The following is a 26,480-nucleotide window of genomic DNA, read 5'->3' on the forward strand; positions in this document are numbered from 1 at the left end:
TTCGAAAGGAGTGGAAGTCCAGTCCCTCGTCCAGGCCGAGCGCGTCCCGGTAGGCAGCAAAGCGGGTGTTCATCTGGGAGAAGCCGATGCGGGCGCCCTCCTGCCCGCCCGCTCACCCGAGGAACCGTCCCCATGACCCAGCAGTTCGATGTGCATCAAGCGCCATCCGCACCAGCACAGGCACCGACGCGGCAGCAGGACGAGGACTACCCGCTGGAGCGGGTGCCGCGCGCGGCCCGCTACTCCTGGTTCAACGTCGCCGTGCAGCGCTTCGGCCAGCTCTCCGACCTGACGCAGTTCCTGCTGGGTGCCGCGCTCGGCGCCGGGCTCTCCTTCTGGGGCGCCTTCTGGGCGTTCACGCTCGGCTCGGTGATCCTGGAGATCGTCTGCATCTTCGTGGGTATCGCCGGCATGCGGGAGGGCCTGTCCACCTCGATGCTGGTCCGCTGGACCGGCTTCGGCCGGTACGGTTCCACCCTCATCGGACTCGTCATCGCGGTCAGCCTGTTCGGCTGGTTCGGGGTGCAGACGGCGGTGTTCGCGGCCGGGCTGCACTCCATCGTGCCCGCGCTGCCGGTCTGGGCCTGGTGCCTGATCTGCGGGCTCGGCGTCACCGCGCTCGTACTGCGCGGTTTCCGTGCCATGGGCTGGACCGCCTTCGTCACCGTTCCCGCCTTCCTCGGCCTCGCGGGCTGGGCGATGACGGTCGAGTTCTCCCGGCACAACGTCGGTGACCTGGTGTCCTCGGCACCGTTCGGCGCCCACATGTCCATCGCCACCGGCGCGACCATAGTCGCCGGCTCGTACATCGTCGGCGCGGTCACCACCCCCGACATGACCCGCTTCAACCGCAACACCGGCGACGTCGTCAAGCAGACGGTCGTGGGCATCAGCCTCGGCGAGTACGTCCTGGGCCTGGGCGGTGTGCTGCTCGCCTACGCGGTGAAGTCCTCCGACCTGATCGCCATCATCACGTCCTCCTCCGGTGTCATCGGCGTCATCGTTCTGGTCTCCGCCACCGTGAAGATCAACAACTGGAATCTGTACTCCTCGTCGCTCGGTCTGATCGGCGCGGTCGAGGCGCTCTTCAAGGTCCGGCTGAACCGGGTGGGTACGACCGTCACGATCGGTGTGCTCGGCAGCCTCGCCGCGGCCGCCGGAATCCTGGACCGGTTCACCGACTTCCTCACGGTCCTCGGCGTCCTGACGCCGCCCGTCGCCGGGATCATGGTCGCCGAGTACTCCGTGGTGAAGAAGTGGCGGCCGCAGCTGGACGCCTCGCGCTCCGCGGGACGGTTGCCCGAGACCGAACCCAGCTGGGTGCCGGCCACGATCGTCCTGTGGGCCGCCGCCTCCCTGTTCGGCTGGCTCGGCGACCACTACCAGTGGTGGGGTATCCCGGCGCTCAACTCCCTGCTGCTGGCCGGGCTCGGCTATGTCGTACTCGGCAGGCTCGGCCTGGTCCGCGGCGCCCGCGACCTGCCGTTCGAACAGCCCGCACGCCCCGCGGCGGCGATCGAGGCGGAAGCGGGTACGGCCTGGTCGTCGAAGGCCACCGCCTGACCCGGACACCCGTCCGAGACCCCCTACGAACCCCTTACGAACCCCCCTACGAAAGACAGACACAGCATGCGCATCGGAATCGACGTCGGAGGCACCAACACCGACGCCGCCCTTCTGGGCGACGACGACCGGATCATCGCCACCGCGAAGACCCCCACCACCTCCGACATCACCTCCGGCGTGACCTCGGCGATCCGGGCACTGGACCCGCCGATGGAATCCGTCACCGCCGTGATGATCGGCACGACCCACTTCCTCAACGCGCTGATCGAGGGCGCCCGGCTCGCTCCCGTCGCCGCGGTACGCCTCGGCCTGCCCGCCACGGCGGCCCTGCCGCCGATGACCGACTGGCCGGAGCGCCAGCGGGCGGCCGTCGGCGGGCACGGGTATCTCTGCCACGGCGGGCGGGAGTTCGACGGACGGCCGCTGTCGCCGCTCGATCCCGAGGAGCTGAAGCGCACCGCCGCCGACATCGCCGCGCGCGGCCTGACCTCGGTGGCCGTCTCGTCGGTGTTCTCCCCGGTCGCCGAGGAGGACGAGCGCCGGGCCGCGGCGATCCTCGGCGCCGAACTGGGCCCCGGCGTGCACTTCTCGCTCTCCCACGAACTCGGCCGGGTCGGACTGCTGGCCCGGGAGAACGCCACGATCATCAACGCGGCCCTGCGCGATCTGGCGACCGCGATCGTGGAGTCGTTCGCCAAGTCACTCGCCGAGGTGTCGCTGACCGCCCCGTTCTTCCTGTCGCAGAACGACGGCACGCTGATGGACGTGGACTTCGCCCGCGCCTACCCGGTGGCGACCTTCGCCTCCGGGCCCACCAACTCGATGCGCGGAGCCGCCTTCCTGTCCGGTCTCGGCGACTGCGCGGTCGTCGACGTCGGCGGCACCACCGCGGACGTCGGCATTCTGGCCGGCGGCTTCCCCCGCGAGGCGGCGGGCGAGAGCGAGGCCGCTGGCATCCGTACCAACTTCCGTATCCCCGACGTCCTCTCGCTCGGTATCGGTGGCGGCTCCCTGGTCTCGCCCGACGGCAGGACCGGCCCCCGCTCGGTCGGGTTCCGGCTCACCGAGGAGGCGCTGGTCTTCGGCGGCGACACCCTGACGGCGACCGATCTCGCGGTCGCCGCGGGCCGTGCCGACATCGGCGACCGCTCCCGGGTCGCCCATCTGGACCCGGAGTTCACCGCCCGCGCGCTCGACCGGATCGCCGAGCGGCTGGCGGAGACCGTCGACCGGATGCGTACCTCGGCGGGGCCGCTGCCGGTCGTCGCGGTCGGCGGCGGCAGCGTGCTGGTGCCCGCGGCGCTGCCCGGCTTCGACGATGTGCGCCGCCCGGGCCACTTCGACGTCGCCAACGCGGTGGGCGCCGCCATCGCCCAGGTGGGCGGAGAGGTGGACCGGGTCTTCCAGGTCCCGCAGGGGCGCCGGGACTCCGTGCTCGCCGAGGCCCGCGAGGAGGCCGTGAGCCGGGCCGAGAGCGCGGGCGCCAGGCCCGGCACGGTCCGCATAGTCGACGTGGAGGAGGTCCCGCTGGCCTATCTGCCCGGCGGCGCGACCCGGATCCGGGTCAAGGCGGTCGGCGACCTCGACCTGAACGGCATCGGCAGCACCCACGCCCCGGCCGGGGCGGGCGACACCCATGGAGCAGCGTCACATGCGTGAGATCAACCTCGACAACCTGGACGACATCGCGCGCGGCGCGGGCATCCTCGGTACCGGCGGGGGCGGCGACCCGTACATCGGCAAGTTGCTGGCCCGCGAGGCCATCCGCAAGCACGGGCCGGTCCGGCTCGTCGCCTTCGACGAGGTGCCGGCCGACGCGACCGTGGTACCCGTCTCGGGGATGGGGGCACCGACGGTGCTGCTGGAACGCGTCCCCGCCGGTGGCGAGGAAGTGGCCGCCCTGCGCGCCCTGGAGAAGCACATCGGCCGGGCCGCCACCCACATCGCACCGATCGAGGTCGGTGGCGTCAACTCCATGCTGCCCATCGCCTGCGCCGCCGAATCGGGGCTGCCGCTGGTCGACGGCGACGCCATGGGCCGTGCCTTTCCCGAGGCACAGATGGTGCTGCCCGGCTTGATCGGGGTGGCCAACACCCCGATGGCGCTCGCCGACGACAAGGGCAACAGCATCATCGTCGACGCCGTCTCCAACCACGCCGCCGAGCGCATCGCGAGGGCCGTATGCGTGGAGCTCGGCTGTCAGATCTCCAGCGCCGACACGGTGATGCGCGGCGACCAGCTCGCCGACGGGCTCGTCCCCGAGACGCTGACGCTCGCCGAACGGCTCGGCGCCGCCGTGCGCGAGGCGCGCGCCGCGCACACCGACCCGGTGCGGGCGGCGCGCGCCATGCTGTCCGGCACGCATCTGCTGACCGGCAAGGTGATCGACGTCAGCCGCCGTACCCAGGGCGGCTTCGCCCGGGGCAGCGCCCGGATCGAGGGCATCGGCGACGACGCCGGACGGGTGCTGGAACTCGGCTTCCAGAACGAGCATCTGCTGGCCACCCGTGACGGCGAGACGGTCGCCACCACGCCCGACCTCATCTGCGTGCTGGAGACCGACACCGGCGACCCGGTGACCACGGAGGGCCTGCGCTACGGCCTGCGCGTCAGCGTCCTCGCGGCCCCCTGTGACCCGCGCTGGACCACTCCGGGCGGCCTGGCGCTCGCCGGGCCGCGGTACTTCGGGTACGACGTGGACTATCTGCCGTTCCGGGAGAGCTGACCCACGGACCGGCCGGAGCGGCCCCGGCCGGCCCGCGTCAGGCGGACCGGCCGGGGCCTTCCCTTTCTCGGACCGCGCGCTTGCCGCTTCTCAGACCGCGCGCTTGCCCCTCTTCATGGACACGGCTGCGCAGGCCAGCCCCAGCAGTACGGTCAGACCGCCGACGATGACGTTGTTGAGGACGATGCCGAGGTCGGGGCTGCTTCCGACGATCCACGTAGCGATGATCGTCCAGGCACCCATGGCGCAGATGGCCCAGCTCAGGCCGTACATGCGCTCCGGCATGGCGGTGAACCCGAGGCCCAGCGCGGCGATCGCGACACCCATGATCAGGTTGTGCGTCGCAAGTGTGGGCTGACTCGCCGTGAAGTGCAGCACCCATGGCGAGATGGCGCAGTAGAGACCGACGAGAAAGACCGGCGCGTCCACCAGGGCCACATCGCGGCCACCGAGCATGCGGGCGTAGCGATCGCGCATTTCGGAAACATCGGGGTGACTGGCTATGTCACGGCCGGTGTGCGAGACGTTTGACATGGGGTTCGTCTCCTTCGCTCCTGCAGACCAACCAGCCACTTCTGTGCGATAAGCGGCCTGCTCTGTCATTCTGCGCTTATACCGCACTTATGTGTAGATTCAGGACCCGCGAAATTCCGTGGGAACCGCACGAGGTGATGCATCGTCCAGCCGCCGCGCCAGCGCCACCAGGGCGGGCGTCCGCAGCACCCGGTCCCCGTACCCCGGCAGCGGCACGTGCAGCGGCTCTGTCCAGCGCGGGGGGATCGCGCCGAAGCCGTACACCGCGCCCGCCAGAGCGCCGGTCACGGCGGCGACCGTGTCGGTGTCCCCGCCCGTGTCGATGGCCGCCGCCAGGGCGTTCTCGTACGTATCCGTGGTGCGCAGCGCCCACAGCGCGGTGCCCAGGCACGGCCAGACCGCACCGTTGAACTCCGTCGCCGCCCGCGGGTGCCACTCGGGCGCGAGGACGGTGGCCCAGCGCGCGCGGTGATCCTGGTGCACGCGGTCCAGGGCATCCGGGACGGCGGGGAGCGGATCGTCGCCGTCCAGTGCCACCCGGATCAGCTCGTGGAGCACGGCGGTGCCTTCCCAGGCGGCCCGGTCGCCATGGGTCAGCGCGGCGATCCGGCGGGCGGCGTCCATGGTCGCGGTACGGCCCCGCGCCGCGAAGTACACGGCGGAAGTGGCCGCCCGCATCAGCGAACCGTTGCCCGCCGCACGCCCGTTGACCTGGAAGTGCAGTGCCGCCGCGAGGTCCCACCCCTCACCGCTCGTCAGGACGTCCTCGGTCTGGAGCCCGATGTCCTTCGGATCGCCCGCCGCCCACCTGCGGAACCGGCCGAACATGTCGGGAAGGTCGAGGCCGCCCCGCTCCAGCAGGGACTCCGCCACCAGGACGGCCATCTGCGTGTCGTCGGTGGCCTCGCCCGGATCCCAGCCGCCGCCCCCGCACATCGTGCCGACGCCGTCCGGGAAGCGGGTCGTGTACACCCCGGCGGGCCCGAACTCGAACGGCGCGCCCAGCGCGTCACCCACCGCCGAACCGACGACGGCGCCCGCCACCCGGTCCTGCCGTGCCACGGGGCTCGGAGGATTCATCCGGCCAGCGTACGGACGACGGCCTCCCGGCCCCCCGGCGGGACCGGCCGCCATGGCCGCGAAGTGCACACACGTCCGGTCCCAGCACATCCCCGGGCCGGCACGCCCGAGTCTCAGCACGCGTGGTCTCAGGAGGCCGCACACATGGGTCTCAGGAGACCTCGACCACCACCGAGTGCCAGCCGGTCGCACCGTCGGGAACCGTGCCGGTCCGTTCCCCGGTCTGGGTGGCGCCGGTGCCGTTCGTCGCGCGGACCTCCAGGGTGTGGCGGCCCGACGTGGCCGGCCATTCCCAGACCCACTGGCGCCAGGTGTCCCGGCTGTCCTCGGCCGCCAGCCGGGCCGGGTGCCACGGACCGCCGTCCACCCGGACCTCCACCCGCGAGATGCCGCGGTGCTGCGCCCACGCGACCCCGGCCACCGGCACGGTGCCGGGCTTCGGGGACGCCGAGGCGCGGGGGGTGTCGATCCGGGACTCGGTCTTGACCGGTGCCTGCTGGGCCCAGCTCCGCCTGACCCAGTAGGCGTCGTACGCGGCGAAGGTCGTCAGCTCGATGTCCTCGATCCACTTGCAGGCCGACACGTACCCGTAGAGGCCGGGTACGACCATCCGGACCGGGAAACCGTGCGCGAAGGGCAGCGGCTCGCCGTTCATGCCGAAGGCCAGCATCGCGTCGCGCCCGTCCATGACCGCCTCCACCGGAGTGCCGATCGTCATGCCGTCGACGGACCGCGCCACGAGCTGGTCGGCCGGGCCGCCCGCCGACGGTGGCCGCACCCCGGCCTCGCGCAGCAGATCGGCCAGCCGTACCCCGAGCCACCTGGCATTGCCGATGTACGGGCCGCCGACCTCGTTGGAGACGCAGGCCAGCGTGATGTCCCGCTCGACGGTCTCCCGGCGCAGCAGGTCGTGGAGGCCGAGCGTGACGGGGTGGGCGACCCCCTCGCCGTGGATGCGCAGTCGCCAGCCGGCAGCGTCGAGACGGGGCACGACCAGGGCCGTGTCCACCCGGTAGAAGCTCTTGTCCGGGGTGAAGAAGGGACCCAGCCCCGGGATCCTCAGCTCGGTGCCGGCCGGGACGGCGGGCGCGGCGGAATCGGGTACGGGCAGGACCAGGTCATGGCGTGAGGCGGAGGCCCCGGCCTGGACGGAGGAGGTGAGCCGTCGCCCGAGGAGTCCCGCGCCGGCCGAGGCCGCCGTAGCCACGGCCGCCGTGATGACGAAGCCCCGGCGGTCGAAGGCGCCGTACGCCTCGCCCGCCGCGGGCGGCGGAGCGGGAGCTGTCGTGAGCCGTCCGGCCAGGGCGAACAGCACTCCGGCACCCACCACGGCACCGACCACAGAGGGCAACGCGTCCGGCGCGCTACCCCCCGGCCGCCCCACCGCGGCGACCGCCCCGACCACGCCGAAGACCAGGACGGCCGCCGAGCCGGTCCGCCGGTGGTGCAGCGCCAGCACCCCGATCGCCATGGCGAAGACGGCCAGCAGCACCACGATGCCCAGTTGCAGCACCAGCTTGTCGCCGGTGCCGAAGTGCCGTACGGCGAAGTCCTTCAGGGCCGGGGGAGAGCGGTCGATGACCGCCCCGCCCACTGCTGTGACGGGCCCCGCCTCGGGGCGTACGAAGGCCGCGACCAGCTCGGCCACGGCCAGGGCGCAGAACCCGGCGATCAGTCCGGCGAGTGCCGCGAGAGCGATGCGGGCGGCGCGGGTCCGGCGGCGCGCCCCATCGGCCCGGGAGGTTCCGTGGCGTTGCGCATCGGCTTCTTTCACGCAGGCCGCCTCCCTGGCGATAACGGTGCAAAACGGTCAGCTTGCGAGATCCTGTCATGCGATCGGGGATACGCGATACATCGTGGTTGACGCGTCTGGGTGAACGCGATATGTTCGCCTGCGAGTATTCGGTGACGGATTAGAGAGTGGTGGGGTCGGTGGCCAAGCGGCGCAAGCTCAGTAATCCGCTGGCGCTGACGGTCATGGTGTTGCTCGCGGAGCGCTCCATGCATCCGTACGAGATCGCCCAGACGCTTCGGCGGCGCGGCAAGGAACACAGCGTCAAGATCAATTTCGGCTCGCTCTACACCGTCGTCCAGAACCTGGAGAAGCACGGGTACGTGGAGGTGGCCGGCGTCCAGCGGCAGGGCAATCGCCCCGAGCGCACGCTCTACGGCATCACCGAGGCCGGGCGCGCGGAGATGCTGGACTGGCTCTCCGATCTGCTCGCCGTCCCCGCCGCCGAGTACCCGGTCTTCGAGACGGCGCTGTCGCTGCTGCCGGTGCTGCCGCCGCGGGAAGTGGCGGAGCTGATGGAGACCCGGGGGGCGGCGCTGGCGATCCAGGGGGCGGCCCTGCGCGGTGTCCTCGGTCAGCTGGGGGAGAAGCTGCCCCGCGTCTTCGTCATCGAGACCGAGTACCAGCTCCACATGATCGACGCACAGCTGGAGTGGATCAAGAAATTCCGCGACGAACTCACCGACGAGACGATCAGCGGCATCGAGGAGTGGAAGTCCTTCCACGAGACCGGTGAAGTCCCGCAGGACTGGCAGGACCTGGACGAGCCGGAGGTCGTCCTGGAGCCGGGGCGGAGCAGCTAGGGCCTTTCGTTTGGATCATGCCGGGCTGATCCAAACAAAAGACCCTGGAGGCAGGCCCCAGAGAGAAGGGCCCCGGTGGAAGCTGTTGCAGCAGCGACCGCCGGGGTCTCGAACCCCGGACCGGTCACGCCGTGAAGGCGAACCGGGCGATCGAGGTGCGGCCCACCAAGGATAGCCCGGCGCTCTTCACGCGGAATCGGCTCGGCATGCCCGAGTGCTCGGTGCGCCCGAGCACCCCGCCGACCACAGGAGAGCTCTGTCATGAGCACCCGTGCGCCCGCAGTAGCGGCGCGAAACCTGATCAAGACATATCCCGGCGATGTGACCGCCCTGCGCGGCATGGACCTCGGCATCGAAGCCGGCACGGTCTTCGGGCTGCTCGGCCCCAACGGCGCCGGAAAGTCCACCACCGTAAAGATCCTCACCACCCTGGCCCGCCCCGACTCCGGCACCGCGACCGTCGCCGGACACGATGTGCTGCGCCACCCCGACCGGGTCCGCCGCGCCATCGGCGTCGTCGCCCAGAAGTCCGGCGCCGACCCGGTCGCCACCGGCCGGGAGAACCTGTTGCTCCAGGGCAGGCTGTACGGGATGCGGGGCGCGGAGGTCCGGCGCCGCGCCGATGAGCTGCTGGACCGCTTCGACCTCGCCGACGCGGGCAACCGCCGGGTCCAGGGGTACTCCGGAGGGATGCGGCGCCGCCTCGACGTGGCGCTCGGCCTGGTCCACCGTCCCGAGGTGCTCTTTCTCGACGAACCCACCACCGGGCTCGACCCCGAGGCCCGCACGGCGATGTGGGACGAGATCGCCCGGCTGGCCGGTGACGAGGGGCTGACCATCGTCCTCACCACGCACTACCTGGAGGAGGCCGACCGGCTCGCCGAGCGCATCGCGATCGTCGACCGCGGACGGATCGTCGTCGAGGGCACCCCCGACGGACTCAAGGGTGAACTCCGGGGCGACGCCGTCCACATGGAGCTGCGTACGGACGGCGACACCGCGGTGATCACCGCCGCGCTGACCCGACTGCCCGGTGTGCACGAGGTGCTGGTCGACGGCCGCCGGGTGAGCGTACGGGCCGAGGACGGCGCCGCGGCCGTCCCCGTCCTGCTCGCCGCCCTGGAGCGGGCCGGTGCGGTGGTCGCCGCCGCCACCGTGGCCCGCCCCTCCCTCGACGACGTCTATCTGCGCTACGCCGGACGCCGCTTCTCCGAGGCCGAGGCCGCGGACGCCCGGCACATCCCCGCCCTCACCCCCGCCGGAGGCACCCGATGAGCAGCCAAGCACTCGCCCAGACCTGGTACATGACCCAGCGTCAGCTCATGGCGATCATCCGGCAGCCGGTCTTTCTGGCGATCTCCCTGGTCCAGCCGGTGATCTGGCTGTTCCTGTTCGGCAACCTCTTCAAGAAGGTCGTCGAGCTCGGCGGCTTCGGCACCACGTCCTATCTGGACTACCTGATCCCGGGCATCGTGGTGATGAGCGCGCTCGGATCGAGCATGTGGGTCGGGATGGGCACCCTGGAGGAGATCGAGCGGGGCACGCTCAACCGTTTCCTGACGACGCCGGTCAGCCGCAACGCGCTGATGAACGCCAACGTCGTGCAGAACGGCATCAGCACCGCCGTGCAGTCCGTCGTCATCGTGCTGCTCGGCCGGGCTGCCGGGGCCTCCTACCCGGGCGGTGCGGGCGGTCTGCTGATCCTGGTGGTCGCCTCGGTCCTGCTCGGTACGGTCTTCGGCGCGCTCTCCAACGCCCTGGGCATGCTGGTCCGCCGACGCGAGTCGATCATCGGCATCAACACCTTTCTGCTGCTGCCGCTGACCTTTCTCTCCTCCTCCTTCATGGCCCCGAGCCAGATGCCGGCCTGGATGCGGCACGTCGCCGACTTCAACCCGGTCAACTGGGCGATGGTGGCGGGCCGTTCCGCGCTGACCGCCGCCCCGGACTGGGGTGTGGTGCTCAGCCGCGGGGGAGCCCTTCTGGTGCTCGCGGTGGTGGCGGTCGGGCTGTCGACCCGCACGTTCCGCTCGTACCAGAAGTCCGTCTGACGGGCCAGAAGTCCGTCCGGCGGACGCACCTACGACAGCGTCGTACGGCCGACCCGGTCCGGGATCTCATTCCCGGGCCGGGTCCTCGGCCTCAGTACCGCCCTCATCGCGAGGAAGACCAGCAGCCCGAACGGCGACAGCAGAATCGTCAGCACCAGCAACGGGCCCATGACCAGCGGCGAGATCCCCAGTCGCCGCCCTTCCAGGAACATCCACTGGCCCAGCAGCAGATCCCAGGCGATCACCTGTGCCCAGATCGCCCCCGCCCCGTTCGCCAGCGCCGTCAGATCGCGGAAGGTGTCGATGTCGGGGCTGCGCACCGCGTCCCAGAGCTCGGGAAGGACGGGCACGGCCATGATCAGGTAGAGCGCCAGCACCGGCAGGACGGTGAGCGGCGATGCGGCGATGCGCGCCGTGGGACGCCAGTTGGGCGCCAGGATCATGAGCAGCCAGAACGGAGCTGCCAGGAAGAACGAGATCTCGAAGAGTGCACCGGTCATGACGCGAACTCCTTCTGGGCTGAATCGGAACCGGAGTTGGAAGCGGAGCGGGAACCAGAGCCGGAGCCGGAGTCGGGATCCGGACCGGTCCGCCGTCGTACGGGAGTCGGCCTCAGCGCCCCGAAGGCGGCGGCGGCGCTCCCGACCACGATCAGGGTGGCGGCACCGAGCGTCGCACCGTCCGGGTGGATCAGCGACTGGCCGCGCAGCGCCTGCCAGGTGACCAGCGCGACGACCGCCGCGTACGCCCCCGAGGCCACCAGCACCAGCCGCAGCCGGACTCGCGGGTCGCGCAGCCGCGGGAAGCGCGGGGCCAGGGCGACCAGCGCGAGCAGGAAGAGCGGCAGCAGTTGTAGCGCGTGCATTCCGATGAAGTGCGGGATGCGCAGATCGCCGCCGGTCGTGGACCAGCCGGTGAGGGGCATCGACGGGCCGCCGTCCGGTACGCCCACGGAGTGCGCGCCGATCACATCGGCGGTGTCCAGGTTCCCGGCCGCCCGCTGTTCGGGGGTGGGCTGGGTCATCAGGAAACCGAATCCGGCGCCCACCAGGGCGAGCAGCACGCCCGAGCGGATCGCCCAGGCGGAGGCTCGGTCGGCGATCCGGGCGCGCAGCAGCAGGATCGCGATGACCAGCGTGCTGGTCCACAGGATGACGACGGTGACGGCCATCGCGTTGAACAGCGTCTCGTCGAACGGGGTGGCGTGGTTGAAGTGGCTTCGCTTCCCGCGGATCACCTGCCCGGTGATGATCGCCATCTCGGTGAGGCTGGACAGCGTGACCAGGGTCCCGGCCCACCAGCCGACCCGCCGGCCACGGGTGACCAGGGTCAGCATCCAGGCGAGGGCGAGTGCGTACACGACGAACGAGACCGCGAATTTAAACGGTTTGAACCATATCGCCGCGCCCGCGAGGACCCGGTCGTCGGCTATCAGGCCCACGGCCGACACGACCGTCATGACGGCCATCGCCGCGGCGAAGAGGACTAACGGCCGATGCCAAGAGCGCCAGGAAGACATGAGGACCCCTCAGGAATTATGGATAGTGGCACTTCCTGCTATCCGATAATGGAACTATCTATGATGGGTCAGGGGGTTGGCAAGCGCGGAAGGATGAACACGCGGTGCGCATCGGCGAGTTGAGCAGCAGGTCCGGGGTTCCGGTACCGACGATCAAGTTCTACGTACGGGAAGGGCTGCTGCCGGCAGGGCAGTTGACCAGCCCGAACCAGGCGAGTTACGACTCCGGTCACGAGCGCAGGCTGCGGCTGATCCGCGCCCTGCTCGATGTCGGCGGGCTCTCGCTGGCCGCCATCGGTGATGTGCTGCGGGTGGTCGAGGACCCGGAGCAGCCGGTGCACAAGGTGCTGGGCGTCGCGGCGAAACGCCTCACTCCGCTGCACGGGGACGAGCCGGGGCCCGAGCTGGAGGACGCCCGCGACGAGGTGGCGGAGCTGCTGGAGCGGCGCGGCTGGCGGGCCGAGGCGCACGGCCCGGCCGGCGAGTCCCTGGCCGCGGTGATCGTCGCGCTGCGGCGGGCCGGGCACGGAGGATTCGTCGAGCTGCTGGACGCATACGCGGCCGCCGCCGAACCCGTCGCGCGGGCCGACCTCGACTACGTGGGGCGGCGGGTGGCGCGCGAGGACCTGGTGGAGGGCGTGGTGGTGGGCACGGTGCTGGGGGAGGCGATGTTCAGCGCGCTGCGGCGACTCGCGCACGTGGACGCGTCCGCGCGTACGTACGAGGACGAAGGGGAGGGCGGTCGGGGCGGCGAGAACGCGGGCGGTCGGGGCGGCGAGGGAGCGGAGGCGCGGGGCGACGATGGGTGACCCTGCGCCCGGCCCCGGCCCCCGGACGAAGGTACGCCCCGGCAGGGGGCGGCCGGGGCGTACCTTCGTGATCCGGTGTTACGCGGCGCTCTCCTGCTCGCGCTCCACCTGTGCGTTCCACTCGCGCTTGACCGAGCGCCAGGCGTCGTCGTTCTGGCCGAGCCGCCAGTAGCCCGAGATGGACAGCCGGGGGAGCGGGATCTTGCGGTCCAGGCGCAGATGGCGGCGGATCTCCTTCACGAAGCCCGCCTCGCCGTGGACGAACGCCTGGACCTCGCCCGCCGGGAACTCCAGCTCCTTCACAGCGGCGGTCAGCGCCTCGCCGACCGGGCGCTCCCCGCGGTGCAGCCAGGTCACCCCGACGCCGTCGGGCGTCACGATCTTCTGCTCCTCCGCCGCGTCCGTCACCTCGATGAACGCGTGCACCACCGCACCCGTCGGCATCCTCTCCAGGGCCGCCGCGATCGCCGGCAGCGCGCTCTCGTCGCCCGCCAGGAGGTGCCAGTCCGCCGAGGCGTCCGGGCCGTAGCCGCCGCCCGGACCCAGGAAGGTCACCTGGTCGCCCGGGGCCGCCCGCATCGCCCAGGGCCCGGCGAGGCCCTCGTCGCCGTGGACCACGAAGTCGATCGCCAGCTCACGGGCGACCGGATCCCAGGAACGCACCGTGTACGTACGGGTCGTGGGCCACAGCTCCCGCGGCTGCTCCTCGCGGATGCGGGCCATGTCGAAGGGGTGCGCATAGTCGGCGCCCTCGGGGGCGAAGCAGAGCTTGACGTAGTGGTCGGTGAACCCGGCGAGCCCGAAACCGGCGAGGCCCTCACCGCCGAGCACCACGCGCACCATGTGCGGGGTGATCCGCTCGGTGCGCAGCACCTCGGCCCCCTGTGCCTTGGGTGCCTGCCGCGCCGGTCGTTCTGCCACGAGGTTCTCCCTGCTCCGATTGCTTAGGCTTACCTAAGCTAGCACCTCAGTCGCGCAGAGTGGAGAGCAGGCGTTGCAGCGCACCGCCCAGTCCCCAGCGCTTCGCGAGGGCTTCGAGGGCGGCGGGATCGCGCGGCCCGGCGGGCAGCACGGGGTCGAACTCCGGCAGCGGTACGTCATCGGCGACCCGGACCACCTTCGGTGCGACCGCCACGTAGTCCCGCGCCTCGTCGAGCCGCTTGCGCTGCGACGGTGTGAGCTTCGCCTTCGGGTCGTCGACGGCGGCCATGATCCCGGCCAGATCACCGAAGGCGTCCAGCAGCTTCGCCGCGGTCTTCTCGCCGATGCCGGGGACGCCCGGCAGCCCGTCGCTCGGGTCGCCGCGCAACAGGGCCAGATCGACGTAGCCGGAGCCGTCCACCCCGTACTTCTCCCGGAGCCACGCCTCGTCCGTCAGCTGGAGCGAGCCGACGCCCTTCAGCGGGTAGAGCACCCGCACCCCGCGTGCGTCGTCGACCAGCTGGTAGAGGTCCCGGTCGCCGGTGACGATGTCCACGGGGCCGGTGGCCAGGCCGGTGAGCGTGCCGATCACGTCGTCCGCCTCGTAGCCCGCGACGCCGACCCGGGCGATACCGAGCGCGTCGAGCACCTCCTCGATGACCGGCACCTGTGGGGCCAGGGTGTCGGGGGTCTCCTCCTCGTCCGGCAGCCCCTCGGCGGTCTCCACCGCGACCCGGTGCGCCTTGTACGAGGGGATCAGCTCGACCCGCCAGTGGGGCCGCCAGTCCGCGTCCATGCAGGCGACCAGGTCGTCCGGCCGGTGGTCCTGCACCAGGCGCCCGATGAAGTCGAGCAGCCCGCGCACGGCATTGACCGGCGTCCCGTCCGGGGCGCGCACCGAGTCGGGGACGCCGAAGTAGGCGCGGTAGTAGAGGGAGGCGGTGTCGAGGAGCATCAGGCGTCGCGTCACACCCCGATGATGCCGCACACCACTGACACCGGCCGCCGCGGACACCGGCCGTCATGGACGCCGGCCGTCATGGACACCGGTCGTCGGTGACGTCACCGTCGGCGGCACCGGGGCAAGGGGATGGGCGGCGTCAACCATCACCCGTATGTGACCTGACTCACTCTTGCGTTTGGGTTGTGTAAGCGGGGGCAGGCGCGCAGCCGGAGCGGATCACGTACCGGTTTCAACCAGTGCACGTGCCATGCGGGCCGAATCCGCGCCGCTCCACGGTCTGCCGGAGGGGGTGGCAGACCGTTTTTCGGTTCAACCCGCGAGGTGTATGTGTCAAGGCTGCAAGCTGAACGCTTGTACAAAGTGTTCGGCAGACGACCCGATCAAGCTGTGCAGAAACTCGAAAGCGGCGCCGACCGCGACGAGCTGCGCGCCGACGGAACGACCGCAGCGGTGATCGACGCCTCGTTCACCGTCGAACCGGGACAGATCTTCGTCGTGATGGGTCTGTCCGGGTCCGGGAAGTCCACGTTGCTGCGCATGCTCAACGGACTTCTGGAGCCCACCGCCGGACGCGTGCTCTTCGATGGCCAGGACCTGACCGCCCTGAGCCCCGCCGAACTGCGCCATGTCCGGTCCTCCAAGATCAGCATGGTGTTCCAGCACTTCGCGCTCTTCCCCCACCGCAGTGTGCTGGAGAACGCCGCGTACGGCCTGGAGGTGCAGGGCGTACCGCGCGCCCAGCGCGAGCAGCGCGCCGCCGAGGCGCTGGAGCTGACCGGCCTCGCCGGCTGGGAGAAGTCCTGGCCCGACGAGCTGTCCGGCGGCATGCAGCAGCGTGTCGGCCTGGCCCGCGCCCTGGCCACCGACGCCGACCTGCTCCTGATGGACGAGTCCTTCAGCGCACTCGACCCGCTGATCCGCCGCGACATGCAGGACCAGCTGCTCGAACTGCAGAAGCGGCTGAAGAAGACCATCGTCTTCATCACCCACGACCTCAACGAGGCCATGCGCCTCGGCGACCGCATCGCCGTGATGCGCGACGGGAAGATCGTCCAGCTCGGCACCGCCGAGGACATCCTCGTCACCCCGGCCAACGACTACGTCGCCTCCTTCACCCAGGACGTCGACCGGACCCGGGTGCTGACCGCGGGCGCCATCATGGCCGAGCCGCACACCGTCATGGGCACCAGCACGGACGACGGCAAGGAACTGCGTACCGCCGCCGACGTGCTCGCTGCCGCCCCGGCCACCGTCACCGAGTCCACGCCGATCATCGAGCTCTTCACGCCCTGTTCGCAGAGCGGGGTCGCGGTCGCCGTGACCGATGCCGCGGGCAAGCTCGTCGGTGTCGTGCCGCGCGCCCGGCTGCTCGCCGTCCTCGGTGAACCTATGACCCCCGCCGAGCCCCCGCAGGACGTCAGGCCCGGCACGATCGACACGAAGAAGGTGGCCGGTGTTTAGGCTTCCTCTCGGTGACTGGGTCGACTCCGCCGTCGACTGGCTGCAGACCCATCTCGCCTGGCTGTTCGACGCGATCAGCTCGATCGTCAACAACATGTTCGACGGCATAGCCGCCGTCCTCTCCGCCCCCGCCCCGCTGCTCTTCGCGGGCATCGTCGCGGTCATCGCCTGGTGGCTGCGCGGTCTGCTCGCCGGTGTACTCGCCTTCGTCGGCTTCGCCGTCATCGACTCCGTCGAGCTGTGGGACGAAGCGATGGACACCCTCACCCTGGTGCTCGTCGCCACCATCATCGCGCTGGTGCTGGCCGTACCGCTGGGTATCTGGGCGTCCCGCTCCAAGACCGTCAGCGCGGTGATCCGGCCGGTCCTGGACTTCATGCAGACCATGCCCGCCATGGTCTATCTGATCCCCGGCGTCATCTTCTTCGGCGTCGGCGTGGTGCCCGGCATCATCGCCACCATCATCTTCTCGCTGCCCCCGGGCGTCCGGATGACCGAGCTCGGCATCCGCCAGGTCGACGGCGAGCTCGTCGAGGCGGCCGAGGCGTTCGGCACCACCCGGCGCAACACCCTGCTGCGGGTCCAGCTGCCGCTTGCCCTGCCCACGCTCATGGCGGGCATCAACCAGGTCATCATGCTGGGTCTGTCCATGGTGGTCATCGCCGGCATGGTCGGCGGCGGCGGCCTCGGCGGCGCCGTCTACCGCGCCATCGGCAACGTGGACGTCGGTCTCGGCTTCGAGGCGGGCATCTCCATCGTCATCGTGGCGATGTACCTGGACCGGATGACCAGCGCGCTCGGCCGCGAGGTCTCCCCGCTGGCCCGCCGCGCGCTCGCCAGGGCGCAGGCGATGGCCGGCGGACTCAAGGTCTGGAACCACCGCCCGCAGCCCGTCGTCGCGGTCTCCGGCGTCGTGATCCTCGCGCTCGTCGCGGGCGCCCTGGGCATCTTCGGCCCGGACAAGACCAAGAGCACCGCCGACGGTTCGGACATCGGCGCGGGCAAGAAGATCAGCATGGGTTACATCCCGTGGGACGAGGGCATCGCCTCCACCTTCCTCTGGAAGGAGATGCTGGAACGGCGCGGCTTCGAGGTCGACGTCAAGCAGTACGAGGCCGGCGCGCTCTACACCGGTATGGCCAACGGCCAGATCGACTTCGAGACCGACTCCTGGCTCCCGGTCACCCACGCCAGCTACTGGAAGAAGTACCAGGACCGCCTGGAGGACATGGGCTCCTGGTACGGCCCCACCTCGCTGGAGCTGGCCGTCCCGTCGTACCTGAAGGACGTCCAGTCGCTGGACGACCTCAAGGGCAAGGGCTCGCAGTTCAAGGGCCGGATCGTCGGTATCGAACCGAGCGCCGGTGAGACGGGCCTGCTCAAGGACAAGATCCTGCCGGGCTACGGCCTGGACAAGGAGTACGAGGTCGTCGACGGCTCCACGCCGTCGATGCTGGCCGAGCTGAAGCGCGCGTACGCCAAGAAGGAACCGATCGTCGTTCCGCTCTGGTCACCGCACTGGGCGTACAACCAGTTCGAGCTCACCAAGCTCAAGGACCCCAAGAACCTCTGGGGCAAGGGCGACGGCATCCACACCCTGGCCCGTAAGGGCTTCTCTGCCGACAACCCCGAGGTCGGCAGCTGGCTCAAGAGCTTCAAGATGAGCGAGGACCAGCTCACCAGCCTCGAAGCGCAGATCCAGAAGTCCGGCTCCGGCAAGGAGCAGGAGGCGGTCCGCACCTGGCTGAAGGCCAACCCGGGCGTCGCCGACAAGTGGACCCCGGTCGCCGGGGCCGGTACGGCCAAGAAGAGCACGAACGGCAAGGACGAGCGCGACCGCGCCGTCGAGATGGCCTGGTTCCCCTGGGAGGAGGACATCGCCGCCACGTACCTGTGGAAGGCGGTCCTGGAGGAGCGCGGCTACAAGATCAACCTCAAGCAGTTCGAGGTCGGTCCGATGTACGCCGCGATGTCGCGCGGCCAGATCGACGTGCAGTTCGACGGCTGGCTGCCGTACACGCAGAAGAACTACTGGGCGAAGTACGGCTCCCAGCTGTCCGACCTCGGGTCGTGGTACGGCCCGACGTCCATCGAGGTCGCGGTGCCCTCCTACGTGAAGGACGTCAAGTCCCTCGCCGACCTCAAGGGCAAGGGCTCGCAGTTCAAGGGCCGGATCATCGGCATCGAGCCGGGCACCGCCACGATGGAGAACCTCAAGAAGAACGTGCTGCCGACGTACGGCCTGGACAAGGAGTACAAGGTCGTCGACTCCTCGACGCCCGGCATGCTGGCCGAGCTGAAGCGCGCGTACGCCAAGGAGGAGCCCATCGCGGTGCTGCTGTGGACCCCGCACTGGGCGTACAGCGAGTACGGCATGACCAAGCTGAAGGACCCCGAGATGGCCTTCGGCAACGGTGACCGGCTGCACACCATCGCGTCCAAGGACTTCCCGAAGAACTACCCGCAGCTGACGAAGTGGTTCAAGGACTTCAAGCTGAGCGAGGACCAGCTCGCCGGCCTGGAGAACCAGATCCAGAAGCTCGGCGCCGGGCACGAGGAAGAGGCCGTGAAGGCCTGGATGGAGAAGAATCCGGGCATCGTGGACAAGATGGCCCCGCAGTAGGGCTCTCCGCAGGCTCCGAAGCACCGGAAAGGGTGGGCACCGCCGTCGGCGGGCCCGCCCTTTCCGGGTTTCCGGACGTTCACCGGCCGGCCGACCTTGCGCAACCGTATGCGTAATGTGCTGGCAGCCGGAAGGATGGCGAGTCGGGAGGGAGCCGGACATGGACGAGAAGGAAGCACTCCGCGTGGGCGCCGCGATCCGCCGCAGGCGCAGATCCCTGGGGCTCACGCTGGCCGGGGTCGCCGGGCGCAGCGGCCTGTCCGTGCCGTTCCTCAGCCAGATCGAGAACGAGCGGGCCCGGCCCAGCGCCCGGTCCCTGGACCGGGTCGCCGAGGCCCTGGAGACCACCACGGCCCGGCTGCGCGCCGCCGCGGACTCGGCGCGCGCCGTCGACGTGGTAAGGGCGGGCGAGGGCGACGGGGTACGCAGGGTGGTGCGCGGACGCCATCAGCTCAGCGCCCTGGAGTTCACCGGGGAACTCGACCTCGGGCGTGAGTTCCAGCACCGCAACGACGAGGTGATGTACGTGGCGCAGGGCGCCGCCGAGGTGGAGGCCGAGGGGCAGGCGTACCGGCTGGAGCAGGGCGACACCCTCTTCCTGTCCGGCGGGGTGCGGCACCGCTGGCGGGCCACCGTGCCCGGTACGAGGCTGCTGGTCGTCGCGGTCGCCGAGCACATCGACGCCACCTACGACCCGCGCCGCTGAGAGGGGGCCGGTCGTGCGAGTCGTCTCCCTGGTGCCCTCGCTCACCGAGGCCGTCGCCGTCACCGCGCCCGGTCTGCTGGTCGGCGCCACCGACTGGTGCACCCATCCGGCCGGGCTGGACGTGGCCCGGATCGGCGGGACCAAGAATCCCGACGTGGCCGCGATTCTCGCGCTCCGGCCCGATCTGGTCGTCGCCAACGAGGAGGAGAACCGCGAACCCGACCTCGCGGCGCTCCGGGCCGCCGGTGCCGAGGTGCTGGTCACCGAGGTCCGTACCCTCGACCAGTCCTTCCAGGAGCTGGACCGGCTCCTGGTCACCGCCTGCGGACTGACCAGGCCGCGCTGGCTGGACGAGGCCGAGGCCGCCTGGGCCGCACTCCCGTCGCCGCGCGCCCCGCGCCGTGCGGTGGTGCCGGTGTGGCGCAGGCCCTGGATGGTCCTGGGCCGCGACACCTTCGCCGGTGACCTGCTGGCCAGGCTCGGCGTCGAGAACGTCTACGCGGACCACGCCGAGCGCTATCCCCGTATCCCGCTCGACGCACTCAACGCGGCGGGCGCCGACTTGGTGGTGCTGCCCGACGAGCCGTACCGTTTCACCACGGACGACGGGCCCGAGGCCTTCCCGGCGCTGCCCGCCGCGCTCGTCGACGGGCGGTACCTCACGTGGTACGGGCCGTCACTGGTGCGGGCGCCTGCGGTGCTGCGAGCAGCGCTCCGCTGAACAGCCCGCGCAGCGTCCGTACCCCGGCCACCACCCATGCCGCCACGAGCAGCACGTACAGCGCGACGGCCAGCCAGGTGTACGCGGTGAGACCGGTGTGCCGGGCCAGACCCGCGGCGCCCGTGACACACGTACCGACCGGGAAGGTGAAGCCCCACCACGTCATGGCGAAGGTCATGCCGTTCCGGACGGCCCGCACCACCAGTGCCAGGGCCAGCGCCAGCCACAGCAGGGCGAAACCCATCACCGGCACCCCGTACAGCACGGCGAACACCCCGAGCCCCGAGGCATAGGGCGCCCCGATCGCGTCCGGCGCCACATCGGCGAGCTGATTGACCGCGGTCGTCGACTGGCCCAGCGGGCCGAGGACCAGGAACAGGGTGGGCGTCAGCGCGAGCGGCAGCGGCCCCTGGTGGACGAGCCGGGCGAAGATCAACGGCAGCATCACCAGCGTGGCCAGCAGACTCAGACCGAACATCGCGTAGCAGGCCAGCAGCAGCGCCTCCTGCCACTGTCCGGCGGGCAGCTCCGGCACCAGCAGGGGGCCCAGCGCCGCGGAGACCATCGGCGCCACCACCGGCAGCAGCCACACCGGCGACGCGGTGCCGGGCTCGATCCGGTGGCGTACGACCATCAGATACGGGATCGCGACCGCGGCGGCCAGCCCGATCAGCGTGCCCGCCGTGTACAGCACGACATCCAGGGCGAGGGCCGCCCGGTGCCCGATGACGTCCTGGCCGACCACCATCGACGAGCCGCCGACGGCCAGCAGGGCCATCGAGAGACAGCCGTAGAACGGGGCGACGGCCGGGTCGAGCAGATGGCTGCGGGCCTGGTCGCGATGGGCGATCCAGTGCCCGGTACGGGCCGCGAGCACCGCGGCGAGCGCGACCACCGCCAGCACCCACACCACCGTGCAGGCGGCCCGCAGTCCCGGGATGTGCACGGGCAGTGCGACACCCGCGCTCGCGACGATCGAGGTGCCCATGACGGCCGCGTACCAGTTGGGGCCGAGGTACCGCAGGGAGGGCAGCCGCTCGGCGGCCGGGAACGGGACTGGGGACTGCTGCGTCTGCGGAAAGATGGCCATGCCACGATTTTCCCGGCGGGGTCCGGGCCCCACCAGGGAGTCCGTGTCTATGAGGTCATAAGCTGGCTTTATGTCCGGCGAAGCACATGTCTCTCTCTCCCACCGGGTTCCCGACCTCGGAGCGCTGGAACTCCTGCTCGCCGTCGCCCGGCACGGCAGCCTGGGGCGCGCGGCCCGGGACGTCGGCGTCACCCAGCCCGCCGCCAGCAGCCGGATCCGGTCCATGGAACGGCAGCTCGGCGTGGCACTGCTGGACCGTTCACCGCGCGGTTCCCGGCTCACCGACGCGGGCGCGCTGGTCACCGACTGGGCACGCAGGATCGTGGAGGCGGCCGAGGCGTTCGACGCGGGCGCGCAGGCGCTGCGGGACCGGCGGGACTCCCGGCTGCGGGTCGCCGCCTCCATGACCATCGCCGAATACCTGCTGCCCGGCTGGCTGATAGCGCTGCGCGCCGAACGGCCGGACACGGCGGTCTCGCTGCTGGCCGGGAACTCGGCGGCGGTGGCGGGCCGGCTGCTGGTCGGCGAGGCCGACCTCGGTTTCGTGGAGGGCCTGTCCGTGCCGGAAGGGCTCGACGGCACGGTCATCGCCCATGACCGTCTCGTCGTCGTGGTCGCTCCGTCCCATCCCTGGGCCCGCCGCCTGAGCCCTCTCACCCCACAGGAGCTGGCCGCGGCCCCGCTGATCCTGCGCGAACACGGCTCCGGCACCCGCCAGGTCCTGGACGCGGCCCTCGCCGTGCACGGCGGCCTGGCCCAGCCGCTGCTCGAACTCTCCTCCACGACCGCGGTGAAGGGTGCCGCGGAGAGCGGCGCCGGGCCGTGCGTCCTGAGCGAACTGGCGCTCGGCGAGGAGCTGTCCTCGCGGCGCCTGGTCAAGGTCCCGGTCGCCGGAGTACGTCTGCGGCGCCAGCTGCGCGCGGTCTGGCCCTCGGGCCACCGCCCGACGGGGCCGGCCCGCGACCTGCTGTCACTGACGGGACGGGACGGCCAGACGCGTCCATGAGGCCCCGCCGTCGCCAGTACGTCCGGCGAAATCCCTGGCGGGCGTTCCGGCTCCGTGGCGAAGGATGTGCGGATGGATGTGATCGCTCCCCCCGCCACCGGCGTCCGGCACCACTGGGCCGACCTCCCTGCCCCCGTCCGCGGTGCCGTGTAGGACATCCTCGGTGCTCGCGTCATCGAGGAGCGGAGCCGGAGAGGCGGGTACTCACCGCGCCGACCGGCTATCTCGTAGCGGGTTCGCTGCGCCCCGATCCGCCCGGCCTCCCGACGCTGCGGGCTTTCCGGCGCGCCCAGGGCGCGGCGGCGCTGCGTCGGCTGCGTGGGAGGCTCGCGCGCAGCGCCTATTGAGGCGGCTGCCACGGCCACCGCCAAGGGCCGCCAATGGTGGCAGATCAGACCTTTACGGACTTCCGGGCGCCGCACCGGAAGACCGGCGGTGCCCGCCCGCGCAGGGCCTGGCGGGTGACCTCGGATCGGATGGCGGACGCGGTCTGGTGCGTGCGATGCCAAGGCGGAGGAGGGAGTCGACGCGGAGCGTTGGCGACCGACGACAACGCGGGAAGCGTGCGTGCCAGGGCGTGGCCGCCCGGTCGGAGGTCACCCGACAGGCCCTCAGGCCAGGAACCCGCGCAACAGTGCGGCAGTGCCCGCGCAGTGCTCGCGCATCACCGCGCGCGCGGCCTCCCCGTCCCCGTCGAGGACCGCCTCGACGAGGCTGGTGTGCTGATGCTGGGAATGCTCCAGGTTCCGCACGAGCAGCGGGATGCAGTCCAGCAGGTCGTTCAGGGTGGCCCGGACGGCCGCGTACTGCGTGGTCAGCGACGCGGACCCGGAGAGTTCGGCCAGGGTCAGATGGAACAGGGTGTCGCGCCTGCGGTAGTCCTGCAGAGGCGCCTCGTGAGTCGCCGTCAGGGCCGAGCGCAGCCGGTCCGCGCCCTCGCCGTCGAGCCCCTGCGCGGCGCACAACTCGGCTGCCCCGGCCTCCAGCACCTCGCGGAAGCGCAGCACGTCCTCGATGTCGACGGACGTGATTCTCCGGCGCAGCTCGTCCTCGCCGGGGCTGTCGGTGCGCAGCAGCACGAACGTTCCGCCGTACCGGCCGCGCCTGCTCTCCACCAGACCCTGGTCCTGAAGGACCTTCAGCACCTCGCGCAGGGTCACCCGGCTGATCCCCAGCAGCTCGGCGAGATCGCGCTCGGCCGGCAGCCGCCCGCCGCCCGGCACCAGACCGAGCCTGATCACCTGGAGGATCTGCTCCAGCGCCTCCTCGAAGCCGTTCCCCGCCCGGACCGGCCGCAGTACGGGCATCAGGCGGTCGATGAACTCGCTTTCCCCGGCCACGCCCCGTTCCCTCCCGGTCCATGGTCGACCGCTGGATCAATGGTCGACCGTCAATGGTTGACCTTCACACCTTAAGTGTTCCGGCCGGCCCGGCGCGGAGCGTCCCCCGGTGGACCGGGCACCGCCCGGGGACGATACGGACAGGCGGGAAAACGGCGGGCCCGTGGGGTTGGCCGAACCCTAGAGTGAGGGGATGAGCGACGCGACACCGCCCGGCTGGTATCCGGACGCCGCGACACCGGGCACCGACCGCTGGTGGGACGGCACGGCGTGGACCGCGCACACCCGCCCGGCCGCCGCCGCGCCCCAGGGGTTCGGCCCGCCCGAGCCGGTCGCCGCCGCATCCGGCAACGACACCACCGCCGGCCGGGGCGGCACCCGGACCGTCGCGCTCGCCGTGGCCGGGCTGATCGTCGTGGGCGCGGCCGTCGCCGGAGCCGTCCTGCTGGGCAGGGACGAGGGCGGTACGCGGCCCGAGGCCGGACCGAGCGGCTCCGCCCCGCCGCCCACCGCCGCGACGGACACCCCGTCGCCCAGCGGTTCACCGGCCGAGGACGACCCGAAGGTCCTCGTCGACCAGCTCAACGGCATCACCCTGCCGATCCCCGACGGCTGGGAAAAACCCGACAGGACCGTCGAACAGGTCCTCACCATGCGCACCGTCGATTCCTACGACTGTCCCGGCAGCTCCTCCGACTTCTGCTACCACGGCACCGTCACCAGCCGCATCGCGAGCGCCACGGACATCACCTCCCCCGAGGAGCTCGCCGAGCAGGACATCACCGCCGCCGCCGACAGCGCCTACGAGAAGAACAGCGTCGGCGACCGCATCCACGGCGGCATCACGTCCCACAAGCAGCTCGACTCCGCGTCCGTGAGCGTCGCCGGGCGCGCCGGCTACCAGGTGCGCTGGCGCGTCAACACGGCCGAGGGACCCGGCGGTTATGTGCAGTCGCTCGTCTTCCCGTCCACGATCGGCAGCGAGTCGCTGATCATCGTGCGCTACGCCTTCGACGCGGGCCCCGACGGACCGCCGCTCTCGCTCATGGACACCATCACCAAGGCGATCCGGCCGATCGGCGACAGCGCGACGAGCGGCGGCGCGGGCAGCTCGATCGCGCCCTGACCCGGGCCGCCCGGCTCACAGGAACGTACGGCCCTCGCCCCGGTACGTCGGCACCGTCGCGGTCACCCGGTCGCCCTCGATCAGCTGCAACTCGTCGAAGCGCTCGCACAGTTCACCGGCCTTCGCGTGCCGGAACCACACCTTGTCACCGATCAGCAGATCGTCGGCCGGGGCGCCGAGCAGCGGGGTCTGCACCTCGCCGGGCCCCTCCTGCGGGTCGTAGCGCAGCCCCTCCGGCAGATACGGGACGGGCAGCCGGTCCGGGCCCGCGGGGCCGGACGCCGGATAGCCGCCACCGAGGACCGTCACCACCCCCACCCCCGGCCGGCGCACCACGGGATGGGCGAACAGCGCCGCCGGACGGGCCGTGAACGACGTGTAGTTGTCGAACAGCCTCGGTACGTAGAGTCCCGACCCGGCCGCGATCTCGGTCACCGCACGCTCGGCCGCCGTGTGCTGCACACTCCCCGTGCCGCCGCCGTTCACGAACTCCAGGTCCGGCGCCACCGCCCGTACCGCGCGCACCACCTCGGCCCGCCGCACGGCCAGCTCCCGGCGGCCGGTGGCCTGCATCAGCCGGACCACCCGGGAGCGCAGCGGCCTGCCCGCGACCGAATCCCCGACCCCGGCGATATGACCCTCGTACGCCATCAGGCCCACCAGCCGGAAACCCGGCCGACGCGCCACCGAGCGTGCCAGCTCCGCCAGTTGGGCGGGGGAGCGCAGCGGGGAACGCAGGGCGCCGACCCTGACCCGGCCGCCGAGCAGCTGGAGCGAGGTGTCCAGCTCCAGACAGACCCGGATCTCCTCGCGGCCACCCGCCCGAGCCGCGTCGATCAGCTCCAGCTGCGCATGGTCGTCGACCATCACCGTCACCGCGGCGGCCAGCTTCGGATCGGCGGCCAGCTCGGCGAGCGCGGCCCGGTCGGCCGTCGGATAGGCCAGCAGCACGTCCTCGAACCCGGCCCGCGCCAGCCACAGCGACTCCGCCAGCGTGAACGACATGATCCCGGCGAAACCGGGCCGCGCGAGCACCCGCTCCAGCAGCGCCCGGCAGCGCACCGACTTGCTCGCCACCCGGATCGGCTTCCCGGCCGCCCGGCGGACGAGATCGTCGGCATTGGCGTCGAAGGCGTCGAGATCGACAACGGCGATCGGGGCGTCCAGATGGGCGGTGGCCCGGTTGTAACGGGTCCGGTCAGCGGCGCGGGCAGTCATGGCCGCAGCTTGCCAGACGTCCGTACCGCTGGGTAGGGGGATGATCTGCGCAGATCGTCCAGGGGCTGGACGGCCTGCTCCCGCCGGGGCCGCCCCACCCCGTAGAGTGACGGCACGCGGCAACCAACGGGCCTGCCTGTGACGTCGATCCGCGCGCGGTACGGAATGGGACCAGGGGGGCGGATGAGTACCGAGGCGCAGCGCGCTCCTGTCCCGCCCCGCCCCACGACCTCGCCCCCGGCCTCCCCGGCACCGGGCCCGGCGACGTCTCCGGTACCGGGCCCGACGTCTCCGGCACAGAGCCCGGCGGCCTCCCCGGCACAGAACCCCGCGGCGACTTCCGCGGGCACACCCGTTCCGATGCGCCCGAGCACACCACCGCCCGCGGCGGCCGACCCGCCCGCGGAGTCCACGGCCCGGCTGAG

Annotated in this window: 23 protein-coding genes; 13 read left to right on the forward strand and 10 right to left on the reverse strand. The window is 71.4% G+C overall.

The window, feature by feature from the left end:
* The first annotated feature begins 132 nt into the window (after window positions 1-132).
* The 3 genes from ABZY11_RS28965 to ABZY11_RS28975 all read left to right on the forward strand — a co-directional run bounded on the left by ABZY11_RS28965 (window position 133) and on the right by ABZY11_RS28975 (window position 4,291).
* The gene (locus ABZY11_RS28965; RefSeq protein WP_356481961.1) at window positions 133-1,563 is read left to right on the forward strand and encodes a cytosine permease; all 1,431 of its coding nucleotides are present in this window, start codon (window positions 133-135) and stop codon (window positions 1,561-1,563) included.
* 66 nt (window positions 1,564-1,629) lie between these two features.
* The gene (locus ABZY11_RS28970) at window positions 1,630-3,225 is read left to right on the forward strand and encodes a hydantoinase/oxoprolinase family protein (protein ID WP_356481962.1); all 1,596 of its coding nucleotides are present in this window, start codon (window positions 1,630-1,632) and stop codon (window positions 3,223-3,225) included.
* Complete coding sequence (locus ABZY11_RS28975; protein ID WP_356481963.1) at window positions 3,218-4,291, forward strand: DUF917 domain-containing protein; 1,074 nt, start codon at window positions 3,218-3,220, stop codon at window positions 4,289-4,291. Before ABZY11_RS28970 ends, ABZY11_RS28975 begins: the two co-directional genes overlap by 8 nt.
* Before the next feature lie 90 nt (window positions 4,292-4,381).
* Here ABZY11_RS28975 and ABZY11_RS28980 read toward each other — a convergent pair whose 3' ends face one another.
* The 3 genes from ABZY11_RS28980 to ABZY11_RS28990 form a co-directional block, all read right to left on the reverse strand.
* Complete coding sequence (locus tag ABZY11_RS28980) at window positions 4,382-4,825, reverse strand: SPW repeat protein (RefSeq protein WP_356481964.1); 444 nt, start codon at window positions 4,823-4,825, stop codon at window positions 4,382-4,384.
* A gap of 99 nt (window positions 4,826-4,924) precedes the next feature.
* Complete coding sequence (locus ABZY11_RS28985; RefSeq protein WP_356481965.1) at window positions 4,925-5,905, reverse strand: ADP-ribosylglycohydrolase family protein; 981 nt, start codon at window positions 5,903-5,905, stop codon at window positions 4,925-4,927.
* 151 nt (window positions 5,906-6,056) lie between these two features.
* Window positions 6,057-7,580 (reverse strand): molybdopterin-dependent oxidoreductase, encoded by a 1,524-nt coding sequence (locus tag ABZY11_RS28990; protein WP_356481981.1) that lies wholly within the window; start codon window positions 7,578-7,580, stop codon window positions 6,057-6,059.
* A gap of 257 nt (window positions 7,581-7,837) precedes the next feature.
* Between ABZY11_RS28990 and ABZY11_RS28995 the strand changes: the two genes are divergently transcribed.
* The 3 genes from ABZY11_RS28995 to ABZY11_RS29005 all read left to right on the forward strand — a co-directional run bounded on the left by ABZY11_RS28995 (window position 7,838) and on the right by ABZY11_RS29005 (window position 10,551).
* The gene (locus ABZY11_RS28995; protein ID WP_356481966.1) at window positions 7,838-8,500 is read left to right on the forward strand and encodes a PadR family transcriptional regulator; all 663 of its coding nucleotides are present in this window, start codon (window positions 7,838-7,840) and stop codon (window positions 8,498-8,500) included.
* 261 nt (window positions 8,501-8,761) lie between these two features.
* Entirely contained in the window at window positions 8,762-9,775 is a 1,014-nt protein-coding gene (locus ABZY11_RS29000) for an ATP-binding cassette domain-containing protein (RefSeq protein WP_356481967.1), read from the forward strand.
* Window positions 9,772-10,551 (forward strand): ABC transporter permease, encoded by a 780-nt coding sequence (locus ABZY11_RS29005; protein WP_356481968.1) that lies wholly within the window; start codon window positions 9,772-9,774, stop codon window positions 10,549-10,551. Before ABZY11_RS29000 ends, ABZY11_RS29005 begins: the two co-directional genes overlap by 4 nt.
* Window positions 10,552-10,580: 29 nt before the next feature.
* Here ABZY11_RS29005 and ABZY11_RS29010 read toward each other — a convergent pair whose 3' ends face one another.
* Both ABZY11_RS29010 and ABZY11_RS29015 read right to left on the reverse strand, forming a co-directional pair.
* Window positions 10,581-11,051, reverse strand: a complete 471-nt coding sequence (locus ABZY11_RS29010; protein ID WP_356481969.1) for an ABA4-like family protein — start codon at window positions 11,049-11,051, stop codon at window positions 10,581-10,583.
* On the reverse strand, window positions 11,048-12,019 hold the full coding sequence (locus tag ABZY11_RS29015) for a hypothetical protein (RefSeq protein ID WP_356481970.1): 972 nt from the start codon (window positions 12,017-12,019) through the stop codon (window positions 11,048-11,050). Before ABZY11_RS29015 ends, ABZY11_RS29010 begins: the two co-directional genes overlap by 4 nt.
* Window positions 12,020-12,174: 155 nt before the next feature.
* Between ABZY11_RS29015 and ABZY11_RS29020 the strand changes: the two genes are divergently transcribed.
* Window positions 12,175-12,879: a MerR family transcriptional regulator gene (locus ABZY11_RS29020; protein WP_356481971.1), complete on the forward strand. Its 705-nt coding sequence runs from the start codon at window positions 12,175-12,177 to the stop codon at window positions 12,877-12,879.
* Between the two features lie 78 nt (window positions 12,880-12,957).
* On the opposite strand, the gene ABZY11_RS29025 is transcribed toward ABZY11_RS29020, so the two are convergent.
* Together ABZY11_RS29025 and ABZY11_RS29030 are read right to left on the reverse strand one after the other, a co-directional pair.
* Entirely contained in the window at window positions 12,958-13,800 is an 843-nt protein-coding gene (locus ABZY11_RS29025; protein ID WP_356481972.1) for a siderophore-interacting protein, read from the reverse strand.
* 46 nt (window positions 13,801-13,846) lie between these two features.
* Window positions 13,847-14,755, reverse strand: coding sequence for a 5'-3' exonuclease (locus ABZY11_RS29030; protein WP_356481982.1), 909 nt, complete (start codon window positions 14,753-14,755; stop codon window positions 13,847-13,849).
* 396 nt (window positions 14,756-15,151) lie between these two features.
* Between ABZY11_RS29030 and ABZY11_RS29035 the strand changes: the two genes are divergently transcribed.
* The 4 genes from ABZY11_RS29035 to ABZY11_RS29050 all read left to right on the forward strand — a co-directional run bounded on the left by ABZY11_RS29035 (window position 15,152) and on the right by ABZY11_RS29050 (window position 20,275).
* A complete protein-coding gene (locus tag ABZY11_RS29035; RefSeq protein ID WP_356481973.1) occupies window positions 15,152-16,225 on the forward strand; it encodes a betaine/proline/choline family ABC transporter ATP-binding protein in 1,074 nt (357 codons plus the stop codon).
* Entirely contained in the window at window positions 16,218-18,848 is a 2,631-nt protein-coding gene (locus ABZY11_RS29040; protein ID WP_356481974.1) for an ABC transporter permease/substrate binding protein, read from the forward strand. The genes ABZY11_RS29035 and ABZY11_RS29040 overlap by 8 nt, the downstream gene beginning before the upstream one ends.
* Before the next feature lie 160 nt (window positions 18,849-19,008).
* Window positions 19,009-19,554, forward strand: coding sequence for a helix-turn-helix domain-containing protein (locus ABZY11_RS29045; RefSeq protein WP_356481975.1), 546 nt, complete (start codon window positions 19,009-19,011; stop codon window positions 19,552-19,554).
* Between the two features lie 13 nt (window positions 19,555-19,567).
* Window positions 19,568-20,275: a helical backbone metal receptor gene (locus ABZY11_RS29050; protein WP_356481976.1), complete on the forward strand. Its 708-nt coding sequence runs from the start codon at window positions 19,568-19,570 to the stop codon at window positions 20,273-20,275.
* Here the strand turns inward: ABZY11_RS29050 and ABZY11_RS29055 are convergent.
* The gene (locus ABZY11_RS29055) at window positions 20,214-21,365 is read right to left on the reverse strand and encodes a TDT family transporter (protein ID WP_356481977.1); all 1,152 of its coding nucleotides are present in this window, start codon (window positions 21,363-21,365) and stop codon (window positions 20,214-20,216) included. The genes ABZY11_RS29050 and ABZY11_RS29055 overlap by 62 nt on opposite strands.
* 70 nt (window positions 21,366-21,435) lie before the next feature.
* On the opposite strand from ABZY11_RS29055, the gene ABZY11_RS29060 reads away from it, so the two are divergent.
* Window positions 21,436-22,371: a LysR family transcriptional regulator gene (locus ABZY11_RS29060; RefSeq protein WP_356481978.1), complete on the forward strand. Its 936-nt coding sequence runs from the start codon at window positions 21,436-21,438 to the stop codon at window positions 22,369-22,371.
* Between the two features lie 611 nt (window positions 22,372-22,982).
* Here ABZY11_RS29060 and ABZY11_RS29065 read toward each other — a convergent pair.
* Window positions 22,983-23,678: an FCD domain-containing protein gene (locus ABZY11_RS29065; RefSeq protein WP_356481983.1), complete on the reverse strand. Its 696-nt coding sequence runs from the start codon at window positions 23,676-23,678 to the stop codon at window positions 22,983-22,985.
* A gap of 226 nt (window positions 23,679-23,904) precedes the next feature.
* Between ABZY11_RS29065 and ABZY11_RS29070 the strand changes: the two genes are divergently transcribed.
* Window positions 23,905-24,837: a DUF2510 domain-containing protein gene (locus ABZY11_RS29070; RefSeq protein ID WP_356481979.1), complete on the forward strand. Its 933-nt coding sequence runs from the start codon at window positions 23,905-23,907 to the stop codon at window positions 24,835-24,837.
* Window positions 24,838-24,852: 15 nt separating this feature from the next.
* Here the strand turns inward: ABZY11_RS29070 and ABZY11_RS29075 are convergent, their stop codons facing one another.
* The gene (locus ABZY11_RS29075) at window positions 24,853-26,055 is read right to left on the reverse strand and encodes an amino acid deaminase/aldolase (protein WP_356481980.1); all 1,203 of its coding nucleotides are present in this window, start codon (window positions 26,053-26,055) and stop codon (window positions 24,853-24,855) included.
* Between the last annotated feature and the right edge of the window lie 425 nt (window positions 26,056-26,480).

Origin of the sequence: Streptomyces sp. NPDC006510, from assembly GCF_040611955.1 — a bacterium.
Lineage (GTDB): Bacteria > Actinomycetota > Actinomycetes > Streptomycetales > Streptomycetaceae > Streptomyces.

What these genes read in the sequence shown, in the direction of transcription:
- ABZY11_RS29055 (WP_356481977.1), bottom strand. Translation starts at nt 21,365, where the DNA reads ATGGCCATCTTTCCGCAGACGCAGCAGTCCCCAGTCCCGTTCCCGGCC.
- ABZY11_RS29015 (WP_356481970.1), bottom strand. Translation starts at nt 12,019, where the DNA reads ATGGCCGTCATGACGGTCGTGTCGGCCGTGGGCCTGATAGCCGACGAC.
- ABZY11_RS29030 (WP_356481982.1), bottom strand. Translation starts at nt 14,755, where the DNA reads ATGCTCCTCGACACCGCCTCCCTCTACTACCGCGCCTACTTCGGCGTC.
- ABZY11_RS29070 (WP_356481979.1), top strand. Translation starts at nt 23,905, where the DNA reads ATGAGCGACGCGACACCGCCCGGCTGGTATCCGGACGCCGCGACACCG.
- ABZY11_RS29060 (WP_356481978.1), top strand. Translation starts at nt 21,436, where the DNA reads ATGTCCGGCGAAGCACATGTCTCTCTCTCCCACCGGGTTCCCGACCTC.
- ABZY11_RS28980 (WP_356481964.1), bottom strand. Translation starts at nt 4,825, where the DNA reads ATGTCAAACGTCTCGCACACCGGCCGTGACATAGCCAGTCACCCCGAT.
- ABZY11_RS28965 (WP_356481961.1), top strand. Translation starts at nt 133, where the DNA reads ATGACCCAGCAGTTCGATGTGCATCAAGCGCCATCCGCACCAGCACAG.
- ABZY11_RS29010 (WP_356481969.1), bottom strand. Translation starts at nt 11,051, where the DNA reads ATGACCGGTGCACTCTTCGAGATCTCGTTCTTCCTGGCAGCTCCGTTC.
- ABZY11_RS29000 (WP_356481967.1), top strand. Translation starts at nt 8,762, where the DNA reads ATGAGCACCCGTGCGCCCGCAGTAGCGGCGCGAAACCTGATCAAGACA.
- ABZY11_RS29005 (WP_356481968.1), top strand. Translation starts at nt 9,772, where the DNA reads ATGAGCAGCCAAGCACTCGCCCAGACCTGGTACATGACCCAGCGTCAG.
- ABZY11_RS28985 (WP_356481965.1), bottom strand. Translation starts at nt 5,905, where the DNA reads ATGAATCCTCCGAGCCCCGTGGCACGGCAGGACCGGGTGGCGGGCGCC.
- ABZY11_RS28970 (WP_356481962.1), top strand. Translation starts at nt 1,630, where the DNA reads ATGCGCATCGGAATCGACGTCGGAGGCACCAACACCGACGCCGCCCTT.
- ABZY11_RS29045 (WP_356481975.1), top strand. Translation starts at nt 19,009, where the DNA reads ATGGACGAGAAGGAAGCACTCCGCGTGGGCGCCGCGATCCGCCGCAGG.
- ABZY11_RS29065 (WP_356481983.1), bottom strand. Translation starts at nt 23,678, where the DNA reads ATGCCCGTACTGCGGCCGGTCCGGGCGGGGAACGGCTTCGAGGAGGCG.
- ABZY11_RS29075 (WP_356481980.1), bottom strand. Translation starts at nt 26,055, where the DNA reads ATGACTGCCCGCGCCGCTGACCGGACCCGTTACAACCGGGCCACCGCC.
- ABZY11_RS28975 (WP_356481963.1), top strand. Translation starts at nt 3,218, where the DNA reads ATGCGTGAGATCAACCTCGACAACCTGGACGACATCGCGCGCGGCGCG.